Raw genomic sequence first — 23,909 nt, 5'->3', positions numbered from 1 at the left:
GCAGCGAACGAGGACCGAGGATGCCGCCCATCGAGGAGTCCGCCGACCCCGCCGTCCCGGCACAGACCCCCGGGGTCGCCGCGCCGCCCGCGGACGCCCTGCCGGCCGACGGCTGGGCCCTGCCCGCGCCCGCCACCGAACCCGCGCAGGACTACGTGCTGCCCGCGCCGGCGGCACCGGCACCGGCGGGGATCCGCCTGGCGAAGGCCGGGCGCGCGCAGCCGGACGCCGGGCCGACCGCCGGATTCCCGCCCGCGCCGGCGGGTGCGGTCGCACCGCCGGTCGCGACCGTGGTCGAACCTGCCGTGCCGCAGGGCTTCGGGCCGTCGACCGTGGGTCCGGCGGCGGGTGCGCCGCCGGTGCAGCCGCCCGCCGGTGCGCTGCCCGCCCCCGCCGCGGTCCCCGTCCCCGCGCCGGTGGCACCGGCCGGGAGCCCGCCCCCGCCCGGCTTCGGTCCCGCACCGGTGGACGCCCCTCCGGCGCCCGCCGGTCCGGCCGCCCAGGCCGCCGGTGGTACTGAAGTGCCGTCCGCAGTGAGGGAGTTGCTGGTCCGGTTGCGGGACCGGGCGGACGAGGCGCCGACCCCGGACGGGGCCGTGCACCTGCTGGACTCGGTGGCCCGTGAGATGACGGCGCTGCTCGGCCGGTACGACCGGGACACCCTGGCGGCCTGGCGGCAGCTCGGTGGCCTGCGGTGCGCCGCGGGCGACCCCGCGGGCGCCGTCCATCTGCTCGGCCAGGTCGCCGCGGACGCCGCGCAGGCGCTGGGCCCGGGCGATCCGGACACCCTGGAGGTCCGGCTGGAGCACGCCCGGGCGCTCGGCGAGGCCGGCGACCCGTACGGCGCGCTGCACCTGCTGCGCGAGGTGCAGCCGGTCCTGGTGCAGGCGCTCGGCCCGTACGACGCGCGGGCGCTGACCTCGCAGGCCCGGCTGGCGCACGCCGTCGCGCTGACCGGGGACGTGGTGTCGGCCGCCGGCATGCTGCTGGAGCTGATCCCGGCGGTGCAGCACCACCTCGGCCCGGCGCATCCGCTGGTCGGCGAGGCCCGGTGCTCGCTGGGCCGGCTGGTGCCGCAGTGGCGGCGGGCGCTCGGCGGCGCCGGACTGCATCCGGTTGCGGCGGTGGCGATGGTGCACCGGCTGTTGGTCTGGGACTTCGGCTCCGACCAGGAGGCGGACGCCTACCTCACCGAGCTGGAGCGGGCCACCGGCCACCGCAGCCTCGCCGGCCGGCTGGCGGCCGTGCCGGAGGAGATGACGGCGGAGCAGGCCACCGCGCTGATGCTCGCCCCGGCCTGATCCTCGCCGGCCTGATCCTCGCCGGTCCGAGCCTCGACGGTCCGGTCCCGTCCGGCGTTCGGCTCGGTATCCGGTTCGGCGTCCGCGGCGAGGGCCTGCAGCAGGGCCCTGGCCGCGGCGTCGTTCTGCCGGAAGGCCGGGGCGTCGGTCCGCGGCCGGGCGAAGGCCGCGTAGCTGCGGGCGTTGGTGTGCGGGCCGAGGGCGAGCCGCCGTGGGTGCGGGGCGCCGTCCAGGGCCGGGTCCACGATCCGGCCGTCGGGCGCGACCTCGATCAGCCCCGAGCGGTGGGTGCGGTCGGGGCCCGCGAGCACCTCCTCGCGGATCCGGCCGGCCCGCAGCAGCTCCCGCAGCACCGGGTCGGCGGTGCGTTCCGGCGCGTGCCGCGGCAGGTAGGCCTCGATCAGCGCGGTGGCGCGGACGCGGTGCCCGGGCACGGTGGGGCTGCCGGCCACGAAGGTGCCGTCGCTCTCGTCCGGGACGACCTCGGTGTCGGCGCCGAGGAAGCGCACCACGCCGGCCTCGGAGAGTGCCAGCAGCTGCCGCAGCCGGAATCCGGGCGGCCCGGAGGCGAGGTGGCTGAAGAACCCCGTCCACCAGCCGTCGAGGTCCTCGGCGACCGAGCGGGCGGTCAGCCGGCCGGAGGCGACCAGCCGCGGCAGCTGGCCGTAGAGCGAGAGCAGGGCGAGGAAGGCGCCGAGGTCGGCGCTGTGCGCGGGATCGGTGCGGCGGTCGGCGTCGGCCCGGACGTAGGCCCGCAGGTGCCGCTGCAGCGCCTCCCCGTCGGGCAGGCGCAGGCCGGTCAGCGGCCGGTCGAGGTGCTCGAAGTCGAGCCGGTCGGCCGGGTCGGGCACGGCCGCGGCGACGAGCTCCGCCCGCTCCGCGCCGTACCAGTCGACCGTGTCGTACGCGGCCAGGAAGTCCTCCCACGGCAGCGTCGTGCGGTCCGGGTGGGCGTGGAACAGCTCGTGGTAGTAGCCGAAGCCGATCTCCTTGGCCATCAGCGGCCAGGCGTCGCGCCGCAGTTCGAGCGGCCCGGGCCGGGCGGTCAGGGCGTCGACCGCCGCCGGGCCGAAGTGGCGCGGCAGCGGGGCGGGCGGGCCCTGCAGCCGGTAGTGGGTCTTGGAGTGGTAGGGCACGCCGCGCCGGGAGCCGATGTGGATCACCGGTTCGCGGCCGGACGGCCGGTAGCGCAGCCCGTCCGGGGCCGGCTCGAAGCGCCCGCCGCGGCCCTCGGTGAGCAGCGAGACCAGGTCGACGGCGGCCAGCCCCATGCCGCGCAGGACGACGTGCTCGCCGGGGCGCACCGGGGAGAGGTCGGCGTCGGCGGAGTACGCGGGCGGCAGGTGGAAGCGGCCGTGCCGGGCGGCGAAGGCGGTGTTCGCCTGGTGCCGCGGCTCCGGCGCCGAGTCCAGGTGGCCGAGGGCGAGCACCACCCGGTCGGCGGTGAGGTCGCGGCCGGAGAGCCGGACGGTCTGCGGGCCGTCGACCGGGCCGGTGAGTGCGTGCGCGGTGTCCCGGTGCACGGTGACGGTGACGTGCGGGGGCAGTTCGGCCACCGCCCGCCGGAACGCCCAGTCCAGGTAGGCGCTCTGGGCCCGCCGGGTCGGGAAGTCGGTGGCGGCGAGGGTGCGCAACTCCTCGGCGAGCGCCGGGTCCGCCGGCGGCAGGTACGGCGGGTACGCCTCCGGTCGGGCGGCCCATTCGGCGAGCGAGGGCCCGGGCCGGACGGGCCCGGTGAGGGTCGACCGCTCGTCGGTGAATATGGTGACGTCCTCGGCCATCGAGTTCATCCGCAGCAGTGCGGACTGTTCGCGGCGCCAGATCCGGCCCCCGCCGGGCGGGTGCGGGTCGACCAGGTGGATGTGCAACGGCCGGTCGGCGGGCAGGAGTTCGGGCGCGTTGGCGGCGATCCGCTCCAGCAGCCCGGTGCCGCGCGGGCCGGCGCCGACGATCACCAGGGTGCTCATCGGACCGCCTCCCGCCGGCGCCGGGAGGCGAGTGCGGCGAGCGCGGCGAGCGCGGCGCGCAGCCGGGCGGGCGGCGTCGGCGGCAGGGCGCCGCGGCTCGTACCGCGGGCGAAGTACCGCTCCAGGTAGTACTGGCCGGCCGAGAGCACGCTGGTCACCGCGATGTACCAGAGCGTGGCGACCAGCAGCAGCGGGATCACCTGGTAGGTCCGGTTGTAGATCAGCTGGGCGGAGAACAGCAGGTCGTGCACGGCGAGCACGCTGACGATGCTGGTGCCCTTGAGGGTGCCGACCAGCATGTTGCCGGCGGTCGGCACGATCGAGCGCATCGCCTGCGGCAGCACGATGCGGCGCAGCACCCGGGTGCGGCGCAGGCCCAGCGACTGGGCGGCCTCCAGCTGGCCCTGGTCGACGGAGAGGATGCCGGCCCGGACGACCTCGGCGGCGAACGCGGCCTCGTGCAGGGTGAGGCCGACGACCGCGGTCGCCGTCGGCCCGAGCAGGTCCACCGTCCGCACGCCGAACAGCTCGGGTCCGTACGGGACGCCCAGCGAGAGCCGCGGGTAGAGCGCGCCGATGTTGAACCAGAACAGCAGCTGGACGAGGAGCGGCGCGGCCCGGAACACCCAGACGTACCCCCAGCTCAGCGCGGAGAGCACCGGGTTGCCGGAGAGCCGGGCCGCCGCGAGCAGGGTGCCGAGGGCGAAGCCGAGCGCCATGACGGCGGCGGTCAGCCACAGCGTCAGCACCAGGCCGTCGAGGATCGCGGTCGAGGTGAGGTACCGGCCGACCACGTCCCACTGGAAGGCGCGGTTGCGGGCGACGGAGCCCAGCAGCAGGCCGACGGCGATCAGGGCCAGGACGGCGGCGACGGCACGGCCCGGCCGGCGGCGCGGGACGATCGGGAGGGCGGCCTCGGCAGGCGGTGGTGCGAGGGCGGCGGGCAGGACGTCGTGCGACGTGGCCATGGGGGCTCCAGGGACGGACGCGGGCAGGGATCTGCTGGTCCGTCACGCACGCCGTGTCCCTCAACACGGCGGGAACCGGCGGGACTTCGACCGGCTCCTGGCACCTCGCTCGGGATCGATCGTACGCGTGCCCGAAGGACGGCTGTCAAGAGGCGCCGGCGCGTCCCGCATCCGGACGGTGGTTGACGAACTCCACGGTTCACTGCTCAACTTGCCGCATGAACGCCGAGCAGCCCCTGGTCACGCGCGGCCACATCGACTTCGGTCGGGTGTGGTCCGCGGCGTGTTGCGGCTGACCCGGCAGCAGGCCGTCTGACCGGCCCGTCGTCCCTCCGGGCGGCACTCCCTCGTCCGCCCCGCCGCACGGGGCCGGCTCCCCGTCCGCTCCCGCGGACCGCCAGGCACGCTGCCGCCTCCTCCCCGCGCACCCGCTCCCGCTGACGCACCGTCGGCGTCCGTCGCGCACCCCGTTTCCCGCGCCCCCGTTCCGCGCAGTCACGGTTCCCGCAGTCACGTTCCCCGTGCCCCGCACCGCCGGGCGGCCCCGCCGCGCGCCGGTCGGCGCGCGTGCCCCGCCGTGCCCGCACGCACCCCAGGAGAGGACCCACCATGCCCGTCGAGTTCCTCGGCATCGCCGCCACCGGCGACGGCTCGGAGACCACGCCCCGCACCACCGCCGCCTTCGACCGCGACTACACGCTGCGGCTGGCCCGCGCCCACGAGGACAACGGCTGGGACCGCGTGCTGTTCGCGTACGGGGCCGGCTCCCCGGAGCCCGCCGCGGCGGCCGCCTTCCTCGCCTCGAAGCTGGACCGGCTGCAGATCCTGCTCGCGCACCGGCCCAACGTCTCCTACCCGACCTTCGCCGCGAAGACCTTCGCCACCCTCGACCGGATCAGCGACGGCCGGCTCACCGTGCACTTCATCACCGGCGGCAACGACCACGAGCAGCGCCGCGAGGGCGACTACCTCACCAAGGACGAGCGCTACGAGCGCACCCGCGAGTACATCGGCATCGTGAAGAAGGCCTGGACCTCCCGCGAGCCCTTCGACCACCACGGCACCCACTACCGCTTCGAGGACTTCGTCTCCGACGTCTTCCCCGTCCAGCAGCCCCGGCCGGGCGTCTCCTTCGGCGGCTCCTCCGAGGCGGCGTACGCGGCCGGCGGGGCCGAGGCCGACATCTTCTGCCTGTGGGGCGAACCGCTGGCCCGCACCGCCGAGCAGATCGAGAAGGTCCGGCAGGCCGCCCGCGCCGCCGGACGCACCGACACCCCGCGGATCCAGGTCGCCTTCCGGCCGATCGTCGCCGCCACCGAGGAACTCGCCTGGGAGAAGGCGCACCGCACGGTCGGCGCGATCAAGGCCCGGCGGGCCGGCGGCGACCTGGTACGGCGCCGGTCCGCGGCCGCCCCGGAGAACACCGGCTCGCAGCGGCTGATCGCGATCGCCGAGGCCGGCGAGCGCTACGACCGCGCCCTGTGGACGCCCACCGCCGCCGCCACCGGCGGCGCCGGCAACTCCAACGCCCTGGTCGGCACCCCGGAGACGGTCGCCGAGGCCCTGCTCGACTACTACGACCTGGGCGTGGACATCATCTCCGCGCGCGGCTACGACCACGTCGACGACGCGATCGACTTCGGCCGGTACGTCATCCCGATCGTCCGCCAGGAGGTCGCCAAGCGGGACGCCGAGAAGGCCGCCGCCGAGGCCGCGGCGAAGGAGCGCGACCGGCAGCAGCTGGTCGCGGCCCAGGCGTGAGCCCCGCCGTCGAGGTCCGCATCGCCCGGCTGGACGACCGGCTCGCCGAACCCCTGGTGCGCGAACTCACCCACGAGTACGTCACCCGCTACGGCCCCGGCGGCCACACGGAGATGGCCAGGTACACACCCGAGGAGTTCGCCCCGCCCGGCGGCCTGCTGCTCCTCCTGCTGGAGCACGGCGAGCCGGTCGCCGGCGGCGCCTACCGCCGGCACACCGACCCCGGCACCGCCGAGGTCAAACGGATGTGGACGCACTCGGCGCACCGCCGCCGCGGCCTCGCCCGGCGGGTCCTCACCGAACTGGAGCAGGCAGCCGCGGCCGAGGGCCACCGGCGGATCTTCCTCACCACAGGATCGCGCCAGCCGGAGGCCCGGCAGCTGTACATGGCGGCCGGCTACACCCCGCTGTTCGACCTCGACGCGCCGCCGGGCGCCCTGCACCCGCTGCCCTTCGAGAAGCACCTGACGGACCGCCGGCCGGCGGCCCCCGACCCCAGAGAGGCCCTCGCCCCGTGAGACGCACACCCGCCGCCGCCGCAGCCGCCGCCCTCGCCGCGTTCCTGCTGGCCGGCTGCGGCGCGGATCCGGTGCCCGCCGCACCCGCCGCCGGGGCCTCCGCCGTGGCGGCCGCCTCCCACGACGTGGTCTCCGGGGTGCGGAAGGTCGACGCGGTCGCCGCCCTGCTGCCCGAGGACGTCCGGAAGTCCGGCACCCTCCGGCTCGGCGGCGCCGTCGGCACCCCGCCGAGCGCCTTCTACCCCGACCCGGCGAAGAAGTCCCCGGCCGGCCTGGACGTCGACATCGCCGACGCCGTCGGCAAGGTCCTCGGCGTCACCGTGCGGCGCGAGGACGCCGCCTTCGAGACCATCCTGCCCGCGCTGGGCAGCGGCAAGTACGACGTCGGCACCGGCAACTTCGGCGTCACCACCGCCCGGCTGAAGACCATCGACTTCGTCACCTACATCGACGACGGCCAGGGCTTCGCCGTCCGCAAGGACGACACCCGGTTGCAACAGGTCACCGACCTCGTCCAGCTCTGCGGCCTCACCATCGGCACCGGCGCCGGCACCACCTTCGAGACCACCCTCGATGCCAGGAGGAACGTCTGCGCCGACGCCGGCCGCAAGCCCTACGAGGTCCGGGCGTTCTCCGACAACGGCGCCGTCCTCACCGGGCTGCAGCAGGGCCGGATCGACGTGGCGATGTCCACCATCAACGGCCTGCGCCACCAGGCCGCCCAGCCCGCCGCCGGCACCCGCTTCCTCGGCGAGTTCCACCGCCTCGACGTCGGCTTCGCCTTCAGGAAGGGCTCACCGCTCACCCCGGCCTTCCAGGGCGCCGTCAACCAGCTGATCAAGGACGGCACCTACGCCCGGATCCTGCAGAAGTGGGGCACCGAGGACTCCGCCGTCACCGCCTCGCAGATCAGCCCGCCCGAGCACCCGTGATCCCGTGTCCGCCCCGCAGAGGAATCCCGCCATGACCACCACCGCGCCCGAGCAGACCGCCGGGCCCACCACCGGGCCGCCCGGCGGCACCGACCTCCCGGTCGTCCCCGCCCGGCACCCCTGGCGCTGGGCCGCCGGCGCCGCCGCCCTCGTCCTGGTCGCGCAGTTCCTGCACGGCCTGGCCACCAACCCCGGCTGGGACTGGCCCACCTTCCGGGCCCACTTCGCCACCGACACCATCCTCAGGGCCGTCGGCACCACCCTCCAACTCACTTTCTGGGCCACCCTGCTGGGCTTCGCCCTGGGCGCCGCAGTGGCCGCGCTGCGGCTCTCCCGCAGCGCGATCCTGCAGACCATCGGCTGGACGTACATCTGGGCGTTCCGCTCGATCCCGCTCATCGTCCAGCTGGTCTTCTGGTTCAACCTCTCCTACCTGTACCGGCGGTTCGGCCTCGGCATCCCGTTCGGCCCGGTGCTCTGGGAGTTCGACACCGTGCACGCGCTCGGCGCGCTCGGCGCCGCCGTCCTCGGCCTCGCCCTCCACCAGGCCGCCTACGCCGCCGAGATCATCCGCGCCGGGGTGATCGCCGTCGACACCGGCCAGCTGGAGGCCGCCGCCGCGCTCGGCATCCCCCGGCTCCGGCAGGCCCGCCGGATCGTCCTGCCGCAGGCCATGCGCGGCATCCTGCCGAACGCCGCCAACGAGATCGTCTCGCTCTTCAAGGCGACCTCGGTGGTCTACGTGATGGCCATCGGCGAGCTCTTCTACCAGGTCCAGGTGGTCTACGGCCGCACCGGCCGGGTCGTCCCGCTGCTCATGGTCGCCACCGCCTGGTACGTGCTGCTCACCACCCTGCTGTCGATCGGCCAGTACCGGGTCGAGCGGTACTTCGCCCGCGGCACCGACCGCACCCCGCCGCCCGGCCCGCTGCAACGGGCCCGGGCCCTCGTCCGCCGGATCACCGAGACCCGGCTCAGCCCCTCCGGAGGCCTGCGATGACCGCGACCGCCATGGTGGACGTCCGCGGCGTCCACAAGAGCTTCGGGCGGCTGGAGGTGCTGCGCGGCGTCGACCTGCAGGTCGCCCCCGGCTCCGTCACCGTCGTGCTCGGCCCGTCCGGCTCCGGCAAGTCCACCCTGCTGCGCGCCATCAACCACCTGGAGAAGCTGGACCGCGGCACCGTCGCCGTCGACGGCGAACTCATCGGCTACCGCCGCTCCGGCGGCCGGCTGTACGAGCTGAAGGAGCGCGAGGTGCTGCGCCAGCGCACCCGGCTCGGCTTCGTCTTCCAGAACTTCAACCTCTTCCCGCACCTCACCGTGCTGGAGAACCTCACCGAGGCGCCGGTGAGCGCCCTCGGCCGGACGAAGGCCGAGGCCCGGGCCACCGCCCTGGAGCTCCTCGGCAGGGTCGGCCTCGCCGACAAGGCCGACGAGTACCCGCGCCGGCTCTCCGGCGGCCAGCAGCAGCGGGTCGCGATCGCCCGGGCGCTCGCCCTGGAACCCAAGGTGCTGCTCTTCGACGAGCCCACCTCCGCGCTCGACCCCGAGCTGGTCGGCGAGGTGCTGGACGTCATCCGGGACCTCGCCGCGGCCGGCACCACCATGATCGTCGTCACCCACGAGATCGGCTTCGCCCGCGAGGTCGCCGACACCGTCGTCTTCATGGACGGCGGCGTGGTCGTCGAACAGGGCCCGCCGGCGGCCGTCCTCGACCACCCGCAGCACGAGCGCACCCGCGCCTTCCTCTCCAAGGTCCTCTGAACGGCCCTCCGAACACCCGAACAGGAGCCCCACCGTGTCCCTGACCCGCCGCACCCTCGCAGCCGCTGCCGCCGCCCTCGTCCTGACCGCCTGCGGCTCCGCCTCCACCGGCGCCTCCACGGACCTGGCCGGGGCGAAGGCCGGCACCGCCCCCAACGGCGTCACCGTCAACCTGACACCGGACCAGAACCGGGTCACCACGCCCGAGGTGGACGCGATCGCCGCCCTCGTCCCGGAGGAGATCCGCCGAAGAGGCACCCTGCAGGTGGTCGACTCCCTGGGGACCGTCCCACCGCTCGACTTCCACGCCACCGACGACAGGACCGTCATCGGCGTCGAGCCCGACCTCGCCCACCTGATCGGCAACGTCCTCGGCCTGAAGGTCGAACTCAACCCGGTCTCCTGGGAGAACGTCTTCGTCGGCCTCGACAGCGGCAAGTACGACCTCGGCATCACCAACATCACCGTCACCGAGGCCCGCAAGGAGAAGTACGACTTCGCCACCTACCGGCTGGACATCCTCGGCTTCGAGGCGAGGAAGGGCGGCAGCTGGCGGGTCACCGGGCCGAAGGACGTCGCCGGGCACACCATCGGCACGTCCTCGGGCACCAACCAGGAGAAGCTGCTCATCGCCTGGAACGAACAGAACGTCAAGGCGGGCCTCAAGCCGGTCGACATCAAGTACTACCAGAACTCCTCCGACTACTACCTGGCGCTCTCCTCCGGCCGGATCGACGCCTGGTTGGGCCCCAACCCGACCGAGGCCTTCCACGCCGCGCAGACCGGTGAGACCGAGGTGATCGGCACCTATTCCGGCGGCGGTGCGGACGTCCTCGGCAAGATCGCCGCCACCACCAGGAAGGACAACGGCCTGGTCAAGGCCGTGAACGCGGCCGTCAACGAGATCATCAAGAACGGCACCTACGGGCAGGTGCTGAAGCGCTGGGGGCTGGACGACGAGGCCGTGCAGACCTCCGAGATCAACCCGCCCGGCCTGCCGAAGACCGGCTGACCGCCGGCGGGCGCGTCCCGCACGGCGGCGGTCACCAGCCGTGCGGGACGCGCTCCAGGACGCCGCCCGCGAAGACGTCGTACAGCGGCAGGCTCTCCAGGTGCACATAGCCGATGTGGCAGTCGCACACCGGCAGCGGACACGGCCGCGGCAGCAGACCGGCCCGGTAGGAGCCGTCGTACAGATTGCCGAGCGGCGGGCGGACGAAGTGGCAGCGGCGCACCGTTCCGTCGCCGTCCACCGAGACCACCGACTCGCCGGTGCGGCAGGGCCGGCCGCCGCTCGGGTGCGGCTCGCGGCTCCAGCCGAACAGCGGGTCGACCTCCACCCAGGCGGCGGCCTGCCCGTCGGTGTAGCTGCGGCCGTCCGCCGCGTTCACCCAGAGGTAGGTCGAGGCGGGCAGGGCGGCGCGCAACCGCCGTGCCGCGTCGAGGTGTTCGGGCTCGCCGACGATGCCGACACTGTGTCGCACCCCGAGTACGGCCAGCTCGCGGACCTTCGCCAGGAAGCGCCCGCGGTCGACCTGCCCGGGGTGGTAGGTCACCCAGAGCGCCACGGTGTCGCGGTCGGCCTCGGCCAGCCAGTCCGTCCGGCAGCTGAGGTTGGTCTGGATCGCCACCCGGCGCACGTGCGGCAGGTGCGAGAGCTCCACCAGCGCCCGCCGGTACCAGGAGCGCACCAGACCCTCGCCCCACGGGGTGAACAGCACCGACAGGGTGTCGCCGGTCTGCGCCGCCGCCCAGGCGGTGAACCGCTCCAGCGCGGCGCGGTCCGCCCGCAGCCGCTCCGGGCTGTCCCGCCGCTTGGCGAACGGGCAGTACGGGCAGTCGTAGTCGCAGGAGGCCAGCGGCCCGCGGTAGAGCAGCGTGAGGTCCAGCGGCGTCTCGGCCGGGCGCGGGCCCGGCAGCCCCAGGTCGACGGTCACTTCGCCTCGTAGGCGTCCATCGCGGCCCGCACCGCGGGCGAGAACAGCATCGGGCCGACCGCGTCCGAGTGGGCCAGGCCCTCCGGGGAGAGCAGCAGCCGGCCCGGCGCCCCGGCCAGCCAGCCGCGCGCCTCGAAGGCGGCCAGCTCGGCGCCGAAGTCCTCGGCCGGCAGGGTGCCGAACCGGCCCCGGTAGTCGGCGAGTTCGAGCCCGTCGGCCTGCAGCAGCGACTGCAGCAGGTGGCGGCGGCGCGACTCGTCGGCGTCCATCGCCCGGCCGACCTCGGCCCGGGTGAAGTCCTCGGCGGCGACGTAGTCGTCGATGATGCCGCGCACCTCGCGGGCGTCCACCGCGTAGTCGAAGGAGTAGTGCAGCGCGGAGGTGTACGAGCGGGCACCGCAGCCCAGCCCGACCATGCCGTCGGTCTGGCAGGCGTACTCGCCGGCGCTCGCGGTGGCCGCGCCCGTCCGCCGGAACATCCGCATCGACACCTGCTCGTAGCCGGCGGCCAGCAGGTGGTCCCGGCCGGCGCGGTAGAGCGCGAGCCGCTGCGCGTCCCACTCCGGCGACGGCCCGTCCTGCGCGCGCCGGCCGAGGCCGGTCAGCGGCCGGACGTACAGCGGGTACAGGTACAGCTCCTCCGGCCGCCAGGCCAGCGCGGCGTCCAGTGAGGCGAGCCAACTGGCCTCGGTCTGCCCGTCGATGCCGTAGATCAGGTCGATGTTGAGCACCGGGATGCCCGCGTCCCGGACCCGGCCGAGCGCCGCCTCCACCGCCGCGCGCTTCTGCGGGCGGACGGCCGAGCGGGCCTCCTCGTCGAGGAAGGACTGCACCCCGAGGCTGAGCCGGGTGGTGCCGCGTTCGGCGAGCACCGCCAGCCGGTCCGCGGTCGCGGTGTCGGGGGAGGCCTCCACCGAGAGGGGAACCGCCCGCAGGTCGGCGCCCATCCGCAGCTCGGCGATGTCGCAGAGCCGCTCCAGCTCGGCCGCGGTCAGGTAGGTCGGGGTGCCGCCGCCGAAGGCCGCCAGCGCGAACCGGGCGTCCCCGTCGAGCGCGTCCCGGACGGCAGCGGCCTGCCGCTCCAGCGCGTCCAGGTAGGCGGTGGTCAGGCCCTCGGGGCTGCCGATCCGGGTGAAGAGGTTGCAGAAGCCGCAGCGCACCTCGCAGAACGGGATGTGCAGGTAGAGCGAGAGCGCGTGCTGCGGCTCGCCCGCCCAGAGCTCGCGCAGCGCCGGCCGGCCGGGCAGCGGCCGGTAGGCGGTCTTGTGCGGGTAGGCGTAGACGTAGGCCCGGTAGGGGGATTCGGCCGCCGCGGTGGTCGCCGTGGTCATCGTGCGGCCTCCTCGGCGGCGGGCAGGGTGAAGTGCGCGTACGGGACGGTCCACACCACCGGGTGGCCGATCCGGTGGCCGACGTAGCCGTCCTCGCCGTAGCAGGTGCCGTGGTCGGAGCAGACGATCGCGAAGCACGGGCGGCGGCGGCTCATCGCGGTGAACAGCCGGCCGATGTGCGCGTCCACGTACTCCAGTGCGGCGGCGTGGCTCTCCCGGGTGTCGCCGTTCTCGCGGGTCGCCCCGGGCAGGTGGAACCAGTTCGGCTGGTGCAGCGCGGAGACGTTCACGAAGAGGAACAGCGGCTGCCCGTCCGGCTGTTCGGCGCAGACCTGTTCGGCGCGGGCCACCTGCGCCTCGAAGGAGGTGGGCGAGGGCACGCCCATCTCCGGCGCCCAGTACGACTCCTGGAACAGCCCGGGCAGCACCGAGCCCAGCGGGCCCTGCTTGTTGAAGAAGCCGACCCCGCCGATGCAGACCGTCCGGTACCCGGCGGCGGCCAGCGCCGAGGGCAGGTCCGGGGTGTCGAAGACCCAGGTGCGCGGCTCGGTCGTCTCCGAGCCGGCGAAGCGGGCCGCGAACAGCCGCGGGTGCGGGCCGTCCGGGCTCGCCGGGGTGGGCAGGAACCCGGCCAGCATCGCCTGGTGCGCCGCGTAGGTGAAGCTGCCGGGGGTGTGCCGCTCCTCCCACCGCCCGCCGGGCAGGTGGGCCGCCAGGTGCGGGATGCGGCCGGCCGCGGCCAGCTCCTGCGCGACGTCCAGGCGCAGCGTGTCCAGGGTGACGAGCAGCAGGTCGTGGCTGCCGACCACCGCCGTCATGTCGGGAATCTGAGGGGGCATGTCGGGGATCTGGTGGGTCATCGGGGGGTGTCCGTCCGGGTGGTGCGAGCGGGCCCCTGCGGGTGCCCGGGGTGCAGCAGGGCGGCGATCTGGGCGCCGTAGGTGTCCAGGCCCTCGGCGGGGCCGCCGGGCAGGCCGGTGAGGCCGGGCAGCAGGTCGCCGAAGGCGTTGACCTCGCCGACCACGACGCCGCGCCAGCCGGCCGTGGGCAGCACGTCCACGCCGACCATGGGTGAGTTCGGGAAGCAGGCCGCGGCCCGCTCGGCGGTCTCCAGCAGCCGCGGCCAGGCCGGGCCGGCGGCCTCCCTGGCGAGGTCCAGGTCGCCGCGGGCGCCGCCGAGGTGCAGGTTCGTCATCGGCCGGCTGCTGGTCCGCACCACCGCGTGGGTGGCCCGGCCGGCCACCACGACCACCCGCAGGTCGGCCGAGCGGCCGCCCTGGGAGGCCTTCGGCACCCACTGCTCGACGTGCAGGCCGTCCGGGGCGAGCGCGTCGACCAGGGCGGCGACCTCCGCCGCGGTGCGGTAGCGGCGCACCCGCAGCGAGTTGTGCAGGCCGTCCGGGGCGAGCTCGGCGGAGGTGGTGGCCTGCACCTGGCCGTGCGGCCCGAACTCCAGGGCCACCACGCCGGAGGCGGACGAGCCGTGCACCGGCTTGAGGAACACCCGGCGCATCCGGGCGGCCGCCAGCCGTTCCGTCAGCTCGGCCCAGCCGCCGGGCGGCGGCCCGTCGAGCGCGGCCGGCACCGGGACGGCGGCGGCGGCCAGCCGCCGGTGGGCCAGCCGCTTGTCGAACATCACCGCGATCTCGTCCGGGTCGCCGAGCAGGCGCACTCCGGGCCGGGCGGCGAGTCCGCGCAGTGCGGCGCACATCCCGGCGTACCAGGCGGCGCCGCCCTCGACCCGGGTCGGCGCGTACCCGGCGCCGAGGGCCGGCCCGCGGAGCAGCGCGTCGACCGCCTCGTCCTCGCCCGGGGAGTCGATCCGCAGCACGGTGCCGGGCGGCAGCGCGTACCCGCCGCGCAGCACGTCCAGCCAGGGCAGCACGGCGGGCTCGGGCAGCCCGGCGGCCCGCGCGGCCGCCGCGAACAGCGCGACGCGGCGGTGGCCGGGGTTGCCGAGGACGGTGAGCCGGTCGGTCATGGGCTACTCGGAGACCGCGACGTAGCGGTCCTCCTCGTCCTCCTCGTCCTCCGCGTCGGACAGGTCGACCTCGACGCCGGCCAGCGCCTCGGCGACCCGCTGCTGCATCTCCTCGGTGAGGTAGTGGTGGTGCAGGTCGAGGGTGGCGAGGTGGGTGAGCGGCTGGCCCTCCAGCAGGGCGGCGGCGCCCTCGTCGGTCAGCACGCCCATGCCGAGGGCGAGGTGCTCCAGCCGCGCCACGACCGGGGCCTGAGCGACGGCGGCGGCGATGTCGTCCTGGTACTCGCTGTTCTGCAGGCCGAGGCTGCGCAGCGCGGGCAGCCGGGTGGCGGTGAGCAGCGGCGCGATGTCCTCCAGGGTGTGGTCGCCGCCGTACTCGTCGACGCCGAGCCACAGGTCGAGCTCCTCCAGCGCGGGGAAGTCGCACTCGCCGACCGCGCGCACCACCCGGGCCGGCAGGCCGCCGGACTCGAAGGCCAGCGACCGGAGGCGCTCGTGGCCGACCGGCCGCAGCCGCAGGCCGTTGCCGCCGCGCACGACGAGGTCGGTCAGCCGCGGGAAGGACTCGAACACCGGGGTGATGTCGCACATCTCCAGCCAGGAGATCTCGCACTCCTCCGCGTGGACGTCGCCGATGAAGAGCGCCTCCAACTCCGGCAGCCGGTCGGCGCTGTCGATGATCAGGTCGAGCGGGCCGGCCAGGCCGTCGTAGTCGCCGGCCCACCAGGCGCCGAGGACGAGTGCGCGCACCCGCGTGGTGTCGACGGCGTCCAGGAAGCGCTGCCAGGCCTCCGCGAACTCCGTCTTGCCGCCGTACCGGTAGCCGAGGCCGATCCGCCAGGCGGCCGCCTCGGCGGCGGGCAGCTCCTCGCCGCCGTCCAGGGCGGTCAGCACGCTGCACACGGGAAGCCCGTGAAAGGTCCTGCTCATCGGGGGCTCCTGCCTGTCCGGGTCACTCGGAGACGGCGACGTAGCGCCAGTTGTCGTCCCACTTCTGGGCGTCGGACAGGTCGACGTCGACGCCCGGCAGGGCCTGGCGCAGCCGCTGCTGCATCTCCTCGGTGAGGTAGTGGTGGTGCAGGTCGAGGGTGGCGAGGTGGGTGAGCGGCTGGCCGTCCAGCAGGGCGGCGGCGCCCTCGTCGGTGAGCGCACCCATGGAGAGCGCGAGGTGCTCCAGCCGGGCCACCACGGGGGCCTGCGCGGCGCGGGCGCAGATCTCGTCCTGCCGGGTGGTGTTCTGCAGGCCGAGCCGGCGCAGCGCCGGCAGCCGGGTGCCGGCGAGGAAGGGCGCGAGGTCGTCGAGCGTCCAGTCGCCGCCGTAGTTCTCGACGCCCAGCCACAGCTCCAGGCTCTCCAGCGCGGGGAAGTCACAGGCGGCGACGGACCGGACGACGCCGCCGGGCAGGCCGCCGGCCTCCAGCCGCAGCCGCCGCAGGTGCTCGTGCCGCAGCGGGGTGATCTCCAGCCCGCCATTGCCGTCCCAGTCCTGGCCCGCACCGCGCACGACGAGCTCCTCCAGCCGTGGGAAGGCCTCGAAGAGCGGGGTGATGTCGCACATCTGCAGCCAGGAGATCTCGCACTCCTCGAAGGTGATCTCACCCACGAACAGGGCGCGCAGCGCGGGCAGCCGGCCGGCGGCGCCGGTGATCTCGGCGAGCGGCCCGGCGAGCGGCTCCGGCTCCTCCTGCGACCAGTTGCCGATCACGACGGTGGTGACCTGCGCGGTGTCGACGGCGTCGAGGAAGCGCTGCCAGACCTCGGCGAAGGTCTTCTCGTCGTCGTACTCCAGCGCGATCCGCCAGGCCGCGGCGTCGGCGGCGGGCAGCTCACGGCCGTCCTCCAGGGCGGCGAGGACGTCGACGACGGGCAGCCCGCCGAACTCCTCGATGTGCTTGCTGATCGCCATGCGCTGCTCCTGGGAGACGTCCGGTCGGCCGGGATCTGTCTACCAGGCCGGTGCGACAGCCCGGCGCGAGGCCCTCTCTTTCGGATCTTGTCGGATCAGCACGCGGCGTCAGGGTGCGTGCATCGCAAGGCGGAGGAGGGAGCCCAGCGGTGTACGGGCGACCGACGACAACGCAGGGAGGTGCGTGCCCTGGCGTCGCGGGCCTGGCAAGATCCGAAAGAGCGGGCCTGGGGGCCGCCCGCCGACGCGCTGTCAGAGCCCGGCCCTAGCTTTCCCCTCGTTGCGGCCGGCACCCCGTCGGCCCGGAGCAGGGGAGGCCGGATGTACCGCCAGGGCGACGTGCTGATCGTGCCGGTCGAGGAGGACGCGGTGCCGCGCGTGGTGGCCGATCTGCCGGCGCTGCCGCGGGACGCCCGCGGGCGGCTGGTGCTGGCACTCGGCGAGGTGACCGGGCACGCCCACGCGGTGGTCGGGCCGGGCACGCTGCGGCGGGAGGCCGGCCCGTTCGGCACCGCCTGGCTGCACCTGCCCGAGGGCGGCCGGGTGGTGCACGAGGAGCACGCCGCGATCCCGCTGCCCAAGGGCTGGTACCGGGTGGTGCGGCAGCGCGAGTACGTGCCCGGCGCCGTGCGCGTCGTGGCGGACTGAACACGGACGGGACGAGGAAGGACAGCACGATGACCACCGACACCCTGCAGCCCACCGCCCCCGCCGGGGCGACCGCCCGCTGGCGGGCCGCCGCGGCCGCCACCGGCCCGGCCGACCGGGCCGCGGCCGAGCGGGCGGTGCGCGCCGCGTACCGGGCCGCCGGCCTGCCCGAGCCCGCCGAGGTGCGCTGGTTCGACTCGCCGCTCGCCGCCGTCCGGGCCGCGCTCGCGCTGCGCGCCGAGGGCGCGGTGGGCGTCCGTGAGGCGGTGCGCACCCGTCCCTGGGAGCGGGCCCGGGCCCGGGTGCACGCCCGGCTCGGCGCCCACGGCTGGGCCGAGCTGTGGTCGCTCACCGGCGGCGAGCTGTGGACGCAGACCCAGGCGCTGGCCGGTCGGATCCGCGGCGCGGTGCTGGACGAACTCGCCCCGGAGGCCGGACCCGACGACGACACCGAGGTCCGCGACCGGGCCCGCGCCGCCCGCGCCGCCGTCCGGCTGGCCCTGCTCGACGCCGTCCTCGGCCAGCACGACGCGCCCTGGCTGGCCGCCTTCGACGCCGCCGACGAGTCCGAGGGGCTCGCCCCGCTCGCCGACGCCGCCCGGCAGACCGGCTGGTGGTGGCCGTACGAGCGGGTGGCACTGATCGCCGAGCGGCCCGTCGAGCTGCACCGCGACGAGGCCGGGCGGCTCGACCGCGCCGACGGCCCGGCGCTCGCCTGGGCGGACGGCACCGCGCTGCACGCCTGGCGCGGCATGCCGGTGCCCGCAGACTTCCTCGGCGGCCTCGGCGGCCTCACCCCGGAACGCATCCGCGCCGAGGAGAACGCCGAGCTGCGCCGCGTCATGCTGGAGCACTACGGCTACGACCGGTACCTCGCCGAATCCGGCGCCGAGCCGCTGCACCGGGACGGGACGGGCGTGCTCTGGCGGATCGTCCTGCCGGACGACGAGCCGGTGGTGATGGTCGAGGTGGTCAACTCCACCGCGGAGCCGGACGGCACCTTCCGGACGTACTGGCTGCGGGTGCCCCCGTCGACCCGCACGGCCCGGGCCGGTGTCGCCTGGACCTTCGGGGTGGCGGAGGAGGAGTACCGGCCGGAGCGCGAGACCTGATCCCGCGCGAGGGGCCGAGGGCCGGGGGAGCGGTCTGTCAACCGTACGGCCACCTGATTCCGGCCCTCCACGACTTGTGCGAATTGATAGGAATTCGCCGAAAGGAGCTCACTGGTTCGCAGGTCAGGGCATTGATATACCTCGGATGTACAGGGCGGCGAGGCGTTCGGGCTCCCCGTCGAGATCCGACGAACCAGGTGGTGACGGCCAGTGAAGCTCCTCCGAGTCGGCCCCGCGGGCGCCGAGCGCCCCGCGGTCCTCGGCCCCGACGGCACCGCGTACGACCTCTCCGGGCGCACCCGGGACATCGACGGAGCCTTCCTCGCCGGCCTCGACGCGGCGGCCGCGGCCGCGCTTGCCGCCGAGGCGGCCTCCGGCGCGCTGCCCCCGATCGACCTCGACGGCCGACGGATCGGCGCCCCCGTCGCCCGCCCCGGCAAGGTGGTCGGCATCGGCCTCAACTACCGCGACCACGCCGTCGAGGCCGGCGCCGCGATCCCGGCCGAGCCGGTGGTCTTCCTCAAACCCAGCAACACCGTGGTCGGCCCGAACGACACCGTGCTCATCCCGCGCGGCGCCGAGAAGACCGACTACGAGGCCGAACTCGCCGTGGTGATCGGCCGCACCGCCCGCTACCTGGAGAGCGACGCGGAGGCCGCGGCCGTGATCGCCGGCTACACCGCCGCCAACGACGTCACCGAGCGGGCCTTCCAGCACGAGCGCGGCGGCCAGTGGGACAAGGGCAAGTCCGCCGAGACCTTCACCCCGCTCGGGCCCTGGCTGGTCACCGCCGACGAGGTCGCCGACCCGCAGAACCTCCCGCTCAGGCTCTGGGTCAACGGCGGCCTCCGGCAGGACGGCAGCACCGCCGACATGATCTTCCCGGTACTGGAGACCGTCCGCTACCTCAGCCGCTTCATGGTGCTGGAGCCCGGCGACGTGGTCGTCACCGGCACCCCGGCCGGAGTCACCCTCGGCCACCCCGGCGCGTCCTTCCTGCAGCCCGGAGACGTCGTCGAACTGGAGGTCGGCGGCCTCGGCCGCCAGCGCCAGGTGCTCGGCAGCGCATAGGGCCGTCCACCCGGCGGCGCGTCTCCCCCGCGCGCCCCGGGGGGTGCCCCGGACCCTCGCCGCTAGGCGGTGCCGGCTCCCCGTGTCCCCAACTCCTGTGGCAGCAGCGTCCGCAGCCGCGTCACCAGAGCCGCCGCGGGCCCGTCCGCCGGCTCCAGCGCCAGCATGCCCGCCAGCATCCGGGCGGTCTGCCGGTCGTGCGCCGCCGCGGCGGCGCCCATCGCCACGAACTCGTCCACCAGCCAGTCCCGCAGCGACACCGGCGGGATCTGCCGGCCCTCGTCCAGCCAGCTCAGCGCGGACGCCTCCACCACCGAGATCCACGAGCGCACCAGCAGGGTCAGCCGCGGTCCCGCCGAGCGCACCCCGAGGTGGCGCAGCGTCCGCTTCAGCGCCACCCGGCGCACCTCGTCCACGATCGCCGAGGTCCGCGCCGTCTCCACCACCGAACCGCCGCGCAGCAGCGCCCCGTAGCCCGCCGCGTGCTCCGCGACGAACGCGAAGTAGCCGTCCAGCACACCCGCCAACTGCTCCATGGGCGAGCCCGTGCCGCTCACCGTGAACCGACGGCTCAGCTCCTCGGCGGCGCTGCGCAGCGCCGCCTCGTACAACTGCTGCTTGCCGCCCGCGAAGTAGCGGTACACCAGCGGCCGGGAGGCGCCGGCCGCCTGCGCCACGTCGTCCAGCCCGACCTCCTCCGGGGGCCGCGAGCTGAACAGCTCCAGCGCCACCGAGATCAGCTGCTCCCGGCGCTGCTCCACCGGCAGCCGCCGGTACCCGGCCCGGCGCGGCCGATCGCCGGCAGGGGCGTCCGCGCGGCCTTCGCCGGCCGGGGTGTCGGCGGGGACGGCGGGCGGGGTCGCTGATCTGGCTGCCATGGCCGCCAGCCTAGGGCTTCGGCCCCGCGACCGGGAGCGCCCGCACTGCCCGTTCCCGCAGCGCCGCCGCCCTTCGCCCGTCCCCGACGGGCCCGGTCCGCCGACCGCCGGCCCGGCACCCTGGGCGCAGGCCCGCACACACCCGGTGACGCGGTACGTCGCCCGGTCCACGCGGTACCCGGCAGACCGTCCGTCAATCGTGCGAGCCCGTACCGAAAGGGTCTTGAAATCGCCGAATGCTGCGCCAGGATGGCCGGATGGTCCAAGAACCGATCACATCAGCTGTCGACGGCACCACCCCACGCCGTATCGCCGACGCCTATGTCCACGCCCTCGCCGACCTCGACCCGCTGACCGCGGTCTACCTCGGCCTCAACCCGGACGACGACCGCATCACCGACCTCTCCCCGGCCGGACGCGCGGCGCTCGCCGACCTCGCCCGCACCACCCTTGCCGAACTCGACGCCGCCGAGGCCGCCGGCGCCGCCGACGACGAGGCCGAGCGGCGCTGTGCGCGCCTGCTCCGCGAGCGCCTCGACGCCGAACTCGCCCTGCACGACGCGGGCGAGGAGTACCGCGCGGTGCGCAACCTCGGCTCGCCGGTGCACGACGTGCGCGAGGTGTTCACCCTCATGCCGACCGAGACCGAGCAGCAGTGGGAGCTGATCGGCCGTCGGCTCGCCCGGGTGCCCGCGGCCCTCGACCAGTACCGCGCCACCCTCGCCGAGGGCATCGAGCGCGGCCTGCTGTCCGGTCCCCGCCAGGTCGCCACCGTGGTCGGCCAGATCGGCGAGTGGCTGGAGGGCGACGTCCCCGGCGGCTGGTTCGGCGGCTTCGTGCAGGACGCCCCCGAGTCGCTCCGCGAGGGGCTGACCGCCACCGCCGTCGCCGCCTCCGAGGCGCTGGCCGCGCTGCGCGACTGGCTCCGCGACGTGTACGGCCCGGCCGCGGCCGACACCCCGGACACCGTCGGCCGCGAGCGCTACACCCGCTGGGTCCGCTACTGGACGGGCGCCTCGCTCGACCTCGACGAGGCCTACGCCTGGGCCTGGGAGCAGTTCCACGACCTGGACGCCCAGATGCGCGCCGAGGCCGAGAAGGTGCTGCCCGGCGCCACCCCCATGGAGGCGATGCGCTGGCTGGAGACCGACGGCCCGGCCATCAAGGGCGAGGAGAACGCCCGCGACTACCTCCAGGGCCTGATGGACGGCGCCATCGCCGACCTCCAGGGCACCCACTTCGACCTCGCCGAGCCGCTGCTCAAGGTCGAGTCCCGGATCGCCCCGGTCGGCAGCGCCGCCGCGCCCTACTACACCCAGCCGTCGCTCGACTTCTCCCGCCCCGGCCGGACCTGGCTGCCGACCCTCGGCCGCGAGTCCTTCCCGGTCTGGGACCTCGTCTCGACCTGGTACCACGAGGGCGTCCCCGGCCACCACCTGCAGCTCGCGCAGTGGACCCACCTCGCCGAGCGGCTCTCCACCTACCAGGTCACCCTGGGCAGCGTCAGCGCCAACCTGGAGGGCTGGGCGCTGTACGCCGAGCGCCTGATGGACGAGCTCGGGTACCTCACCGACCCCGGCCACCGGCTCGGCTACCTCAACGCGCAGATGATGCGCGTGCTGCGGGTCATCGTCGACATCGGCATGCACGCCGGCCTGGACTTCCCGGCGGACTCCCCGTTCAAGCCGGGCGAGGCCATGCTGCCCGACGACGCCCGGGAGTTCTTCGGCCGGTACTGCGGCCTGTCCGCCGACTTCCTGGACAGCGAGCTCGTCCGCTACCTCGGCATGCCCGGCCAGGCCATCGGCTACAAGCTGGGCGAGCGCGCCTGGCTGACCGGCCGCGCCGCCGCCCGCGCCGCCGCCGAGGCCCGCGGCGAGGAGTTCGACCTCAAGGCCTGGCACATGGCCGCGCTCTCCCAGGGCTCGCTCGGCCTCGACGACCTGGTCGCCGAGCTGTCCGCGCTCTGAGCCGCACCGGTCGCACCGGCCCGCCGCCGCGGGCCGGTGCGACCCGGTCCGCCCCTGGTGCGACCCGGCCTCGGCCGCAGGAGGGTCGAAGGTTTAGGACTTTAGTCCCAATTCGTACATTTACTGACAAAAATCCTTGCCCCTCGCCATCCCGAGAGATTCCCTGGGAGGAGCGCTGCGTGCGCCCTTCCCACATCCCCCTCCGGAAGGCGGCCCACGGTGTCCCTCCAGCACGCACAGGACGAGCAGGCGGTCGACCCCCGCCGCTGGTGGGCCCTGGCAGTCATCGCCATCGCCCAGCTGATGATCGTCCTCGACGCGACGATCGTGAACATCGCCCTGCCCTCCGCCCAGAAGGACCTGGGCATATCCGACGGCAACAGACAGTGGGTCATCACGGCCTACACCCTGGCCTTCGGCGGCCTGCTCCTCCTCGGCGGCCGGATCGGCGACCTCTTCGGCCGCAAACGCACCTTCACCATCGGCCTGCTCGGCTTCGCGCTGGCCTCCGCCATCGGCGGATTCGCCACCGAGCCCTGGATGCTCTTCGGTGCCCGCGCCCTGCAGGGCGCCTTCGGCGCACTCCTCGCACCCTCGGCCCTGTCGCTGCTGTCCAACACCTTCTCCGATCCGAAGGAGCGGGCCACCGCGTTCGGCATCTTCGGCGCCCTCGCCGGCGGCGGCGCCGCGATCGGCCTGATCATGGGCGGACTGCTCACCGAGTACCTGAACTGGCGCTGGTGCCTGTTCGTCAACATCCCGATCGCCATCGGTGCCGCGCTCGGTGCCCACGTCCTTCTCCAGCACGACCACGTCGCCAAGCACCACCGGGTCAGGCTCGACCTGCCGGGTGCCGTGCTCGGCTGCAGCGGCCTGCTCCTGATCGTCTTCGGCACCTCCGAGGCCGTCTCCCGCGGCTGGGGCGACTGGCTGGTGCTGGGCTCCCTCTGCCTCGGCGCCGCGCTGCTCTTCGTCTTCGTGCTCTTCGAACGCCGCACCGACCACCCGCTGCTGCCGCTGCACCTCGTCGCGAACCGCAACCGCGGCGGTGGCGCCATCTCGGTCGGGATGGCCATGATCGGCATGTTCGGTCTGTTCCTCTTCCTGACCTACTACATGCAGGCGGTCAAGGGCTTCTCGCCGGTCATGGCCGGCGTCTCCTTCCTGCCGATGACCGGCGCGATCGTCATCAGCGCGACCGGCATCGCGGCCAACCTGATGACCCGGATCCCCTCCCGGATGCTGGTCGTCCCCGGCCTGCTGCTCGCCGCCGCCGGCATGGCCTGGCTGACCCAGATGAAGGTGGACAGCCCCTACGCGACCTTGGTGCTGCCCGCCGAACTCCTGCTCGGCCTCGGCATGGGCCTGGTCTTCATGCCCTCCATGAGCCTGGCCACCCTCGGCGTCGCACCGAACGAGACCGGCGCCGCGTCGGCCATCATCAACAGCGCCCAGCAGGTCGGCGGCTCGGTCGGCGTCGCACTGCTCAACACCATCGCCGCCAGCGCCACCGCCACCTGGCTGGCCACCCGGAACGCCGCCGATCCGCTCGTCCTCAGAGAGGGCGCCGTGCACGGCTACGCGATCGCCACCTGGGTCGCGATGGGAATCCTGCTGGCGGCCGCCCTCATCGCCTTCCTGATGATCAACCACAGGCCGGCACCCGGCGAGGCGCACCAGGCAGCGGCCGAACCGGCCCCGGCCACCGCCCGCCCCGCGGCCGAACCGCACTGACCGGGCCCGCCACCGACTCGGCGACACGCCGCCCCGGCCCTGGACTCCTCCGGGACCGGGGCGGGATCGTGTACGGATCTCTCACCGCATTCCCACCTCCGGATCACCCGGCTCACAGCCCGGCGGCCCA

21 protein-coding genes are annotated in these 23,909 nt (G+C 74.8%); 12 read left to right on the top strand and 9 right to left on the bottom strand.

The window, feature by feature from the left end:
• The first annotated feature begins 20 nt into the window (after positions 1-20).
• Entirely contained in the window at positions 21-1,301 is a 1,281-nt protein-coding gene (locus AB0P35_RS07395) for a tetratricopeptide repeat protein (RefSeq protein ID WP_363507692.1), read from the top strand.
• Here the strand turns inward: AB0P35_RS07395 and AB0P35_RS07390 are convergent.
• Complete coding sequence (locus tag AB0P35_RS07390; RefSeq protein ID WP_363507689.1) at positions 1,184-3,268, bottom strand: FAD/NAD(P)-binding protein; 2,085 nt, start codon at positions 3,266-3,268, stop codon at positions 1,184-1,186. The two genes, AB0P35_RS07395 and AB0P35_RS07390, sit on opposite strands and share 118 nt — an antisense overlap.
• The gene (locus AB0P35_RS07385; protein ID WP_363507686.1) at positions 3,265-4,236 is read right to left on the bottom strand and encodes an amino acid ABC transporter permease; all 972 of its coding nucleotides are present in this window, start codon (positions 4,234-4,236) and stop codon (positions 3,265-3,267) included. Before AB0P35_RS07385 ends, AB0P35_RS07390 begins: the two co-directional genes overlap by 4 nt.
• 609 nt (positions 4,237-4,845) lie before the next feature.
• On the opposite strand from AB0P35_RS07385, the gene AB0P35_RS07380 reads away from it, so the two are divergent.
• The 6 genes from AB0P35_RS07380 to AB0P35_RS07355 are packed head-to-tail and all read left to right on the top strand — an operon-like array spanning position 4,846 to position 10,223.
• On the top strand, positions 4,846-5,997 hold the full coding sequence (locus AB0P35_RS07380; protein ID WP_363507683.1) for an LLM class flavin-dependent oxidoreductase: 1,152 nt from the start codon (positions 4,846-4,848) through the stop codon (positions 5,995-5,997).
• Positions 5,994-6,515: a GNAT family N-acetyltransferase gene (locus tag AB0P35_RS07375; RefSeq protein ID WP_363507680.1), complete on the top strand. Its 522-nt coding sequence runs from the start codon at positions 5,994-5,996 to the stop codon at positions 6,513-6,515. The genes AB0P35_RS07380 and AB0P35_RS07375 overlap by 4 nt, the downstream gene beginning before the upstream one ends.
• Positions 6,512-7,447 (top strand): ABC transporter substrate-binding protein, encoded by a 936-nt coding sequence (locus tag AB0P35_RS07370; protein ID WP_363507677.1) that lies wholly within the window; start codon positions 6,512-6,514, stop codon positions 7,445-7,447. Before AB0P35_RS07375 ends, AB0P35_RS07370 begins: the two co-directional genes overlap by 4 nt.
• A gap of 31 nt (positions 7,448-7,478) precedes the next feature.
• A complete protein-coding gene (locus AB0P35_RS07365) occupies positions 7,479-8,447 on the top strand; it encodes an amino acid ABC transporter permease (protein WP_363507674.1) in 969 nt (322 codons plus the stop codon).
• The gene (locus AB0P35_RS07360; protein WP_095873176.1) at positions 8,444-9,211 is read left to right on the top strand and encodes an amino acid ABC transporter ATP-binding protein; all 768 of its coding nucleotides are present in this window, start codon (positions 8,444-8,446) and stop codon (positions 9,209-9,211) included. The genes AB0P35_RS07365 and AB0P35_RS07360 overlap by 4 nt, the downstream gene beginning before the upstream one ends.
• Positions 9,212-9,245: 34 nt before the next feature.
• A complete protein-coding gene (locus tag AB0P35_RS07355) occupies positions 9,246-10,223 on the top strand; it encodes an ABC transporter substrate-binding protein (RefSeq protein ID WP_363507671.1) in 978 nt (325 codons plus the stop codon).
• 31 nt (positions 10,224-10,254) lie between these two features.
• On the opposite strand, the gene AB0P35_RS07350 is transcribed toward AB0P35_RS07355, so the two are convergent.
• Genes AB0P35_RS07350 through AB0P35_RS07325 form a run of 6 tightly spaced genes read right to left on the bottom strand, consistent with a single transcriptional unit; the run spans position 10,255 to position 16,366 of the window.
• On the bottom strand, positions 10,255-11,100 hold the full coding sequence (locus tag AB0P35_RS07350) for an STM4011 family radical SAM protein (protein WP_363507741.1): 846 nt from the start codon (positions 11,098-11,100) through the stop codon (positions 10,255-10,257).
• A 44-nt stretch (positions 11,101-11,144) separates the two neighbouring features.
• Positions 11,145-12,479, bottom strand: a complete 1,335-nt coding sequence (locus AB0P35_RS07345) for an STM4012 family radical SAM protein (RefSeq protein WP_363507668.1) — start codon at positions 12,477-12,479, stop codon at positions 11,145-11,147.
• Complete coding sequence (locus AB0P35_RS07340; RefSeq protein ID WP_363507738.1) at positions 12,476-13,297, bottom strand: STM4013/SEN3800 family hydrolase; 822 nt, start codon at positions 13,295-13,297, stop codon at positions 12,476-12,478. The genes AB0P35_RS07345 and AB0P35_RS07340 overlap by 4 nt, the downstream gene beginning before the upstream one ends.
• Positions 13,298-13,335: 38 nt before the next feature.
• The gene (locus AB0P35_RS07335) at positions 13,336-14,460 is read right to left on the bottom strand and encodes an STM4014 family protein (RefSeq protein WP_363507665.1); all 1,125 of its coding nucleotides are present in this window, start codon (positions 14,458-14,460) and stop codon (positions 13,336-13,338) included.
• Between the two features lie 3 nt (positions 14,461-14,463).
• Positions 14,464-15,390: an STM4015 family protein gene (locus AB0P35_RS07330; RefSeq protein WP_363507662.1), complete on the bottom strand. Its 927-nt coding sequence runs from the start codon at positions 15,388-15,390 to the stop codon at positions 14,464-14,466.
• Positions 15,391-15,412: 22 nt separating this feature from the next.
• Entirely contained in the window at positions 15,413-16,366 is a 954-nt protein-coding gene (locus AB0P35_RS07325; RefSeq protein ID WP_363507659.1) for an STM4015 family protein, read from the bottom strand.
• Positions 16,367-16,687: 321 nt separating this feature from the next.
• On the opposite strand from AB0P35_RS07325, the gene AB0P35_RS07320 reads away from it, so the two are divergent.
• The 3 genes from AB0P35_RS07320 to AB0P35_RS07310 all read left to right on the top strand — a co-directional run bounded on the left by AB0P35_RS07320 (position 16,688) and on the right by AB0P35_RS07310 (position 19,197).
• Positions 16,688-17,014, top strand: coding sequence for a hypothetical protein (locus AB0P35_RS07320; protein ID WP_030267996.1), 327 nt, complete (start codon positions 16,688-16,690; stop codon positions 17,012-17,014).
• A gap of 29 nt (positions 17,015-17,043) precedes the next feature.
• Positions 17,044-18,126: a DUF6745 domain-containing protein gene (locus AB0P35_RS07315; RefSeq protein WP_363507656.1), complete on the top strand. Its 1,083-nt coding sequence runs from the start codon at positions 17,044-17,046 to the stop codon at positions 18,124-18,126.
• Positions 18,127-18,336: 210 nt separating this feature from the next.
• A complete protein-coding gene (locus AB0P35_RS07310; protein WP_363507653.1) occupies positions 18,337-19,197 on the top strand; it encodes a fumarylacetoacetate hydrolase family protein in 861 nt (286 codons plus the stop codon).
• Positions 19,198-19,259: 62 nt separating this feature from the next.
• On the opposite strand, the gene AB0P35_RS07305 is transcribed toward AB0P35_RS07310, so the two are convergent.
• Entirely contained in the window at positions 19,260-20,075 is an 816-nt protein-coding gene (locus tag AB0P35_RS07305) for a helix-turn-helix domain-containing protein (RefSeq protein WP_363507650.1), read from the bottom strand.
• Positions 20,076-20,332: 257 nt separating this feature from the next.
• Here AB0P35_RS07305 and AB0P35_RS07300 point away from each other — a divergent pair, with 257 nt between their 5' ends.
• Positions 20,333-22,045, top strand: a complete 1,713-nt coding sequence (locus AB0P35_RS07300; RefSeq protein ID WP_363507647.1) for a DUF885 domain-containing protein — start codon at positions 20,333-20,335, stop codon at positions 22,043-22,045.
• Between the two features lie 219 nt (positions 22,046-22,264).
• The gene (locus AB0P35_RS07295) at positions 22,265-23,779 is read left to right on the top strand and encodes an MFS transporter (protein ID WP_363507644.1); all 1,515 of its coding nucleotides are present in this window, start codon (positions 22,265-22,267) and stop codon (positions 23,777-23,779) included.
• The last annotated feature ends 130 nt before the right edge of the window (positions 23,780-23,909 follow it).

Source organism: Kitasatospora sp. NPDC085879 (assembly GCF_040686255.1).
Lineage (GTDB): Bacteria > Actinomycetota > Actinomycetes > Streptomycetales > Streptomycetaceae > Kitasatospora.
Note: the sequence above shows the minus strand (reverse complement) of the source record. Positions and strands in the feature narration are given on the sequence as shown.

What these genes read in the sequence shown, in the direction of transcription:
- AB0P35_RS07395 (WP_363507692.1), top strand. Translation starts at nt 21, where the DNA reads ATGCCGCCCATCGAGGAGTCCGCCGACCCCGCCGTCCCGGCACAGACC.
- AB0P35_RS07390 (WP_363507689.1), bottom strand. Translation starts at nt 3,268, where the DNA reads ATGAGCACCCTGGTGATCGTCGGCGCCGGCCCGCGCGGCACCGGGCTG.
- AB0P35_RS07385 (WP_363507686.1), bottom strand. Translation starts at nt 4,236, where the DNA reads ATGGCCACGTCGCACGACGTCCTGCCCGCCGCCCTCGCACCACCGCCT.
- AB0P35_RS07380 (WP_363507683.1), top strand. Translation starts at nt 4,846, where the DNA reads ATGCCCGTCGAGTTCCTCGGCATCGCCGCCACCGGCGACGGCTCGGAG.
- AB0P35_RS07365 (WP_363507674.1), top strand. Translation starts at nt 7,479, where the DNA reads ATGACCACCACCGCGCCCGAGCAGACCGCCGGGCCCACCACCGGGCCG.
- AB0P35_RS07360 (WP_095873176.1), top strand. Translation starts at nt 8,444, where the DNA reads ATGACCGCGACCGCCATGGTGGACGTCCGCGGCGTCCACAAGAGCTTC.
- AB0P35_RS07345 (WP_363507668.1), bottom strand. Translation starts at nt 12,479, where the DNA reads ATGACCACGGCGACCACCGCGGCGGCCGAATCCCCCTACCGGGCCTAC.
- AB0P35_RS07340 (WP_363507738.1), bottom strand. Translation starts at nt 13,297, where the DNA reads ATGACGGCGGTGGTCGGCAGCCACGACCTGCTGCTCGTCACCCTGGAC.
- AB0P35_RS07335 (WP_363507665.1), bottom strand. Translation starts at nt 14,460, where the DNA reads ATGACCGACCGGCTCACCGTCCTCGGCAACCCCGGCCACCGCCGCGTC.
- AB0P35_RS07330 (WP_363507662.1), bottom strand. Translation starts at nt 15,390, where the DNA reads ATGAGCAGGACCTTTCACGGGCTTCCCGTGTGCAGCGTGCTGACCGCC.
- AB0P35_RS07325 (WP_363507659.1), bottom strand. Translation starts at nt 16,366, where the DNA reads ATGGCGATCAGCAAGCACATCGAGGAGTTCGGCGGGCTGCCCGTCGTC.
- AB0P35_RS07320 (WP_030267996.1), top strand. Translation starts at nt 16,688, where the DNA reads ATGTACCGCCAGGGCGACGTGCTGATCGTGCCGGTCGAGGAGGACGCG.
- AB0P35_RS07315 (WP_363507656.1), top strand. Translation starts at nt 17,044, where the DNA reads ATGACCACCGACACCCTGCAGCCCACCGCCCCCGCCGGGGCGACCGCC.
- AB0P35_RS07305 (WP_363507650.1), bottom strand. Translation starts at nt 20,075, where the DNA reads ATGGCAGCCAGATCAGCGACCCCGCCCGCCGTCCCCGCCGACACCCCG.
- AB0P35_RS07300 (WP_363507647.1), top strand. Translation starts at nt 20,333, where the DNA reads ATGGTCCAAGAACCGATCACATCAGCTGTCGACGGCACCACCCCACGC.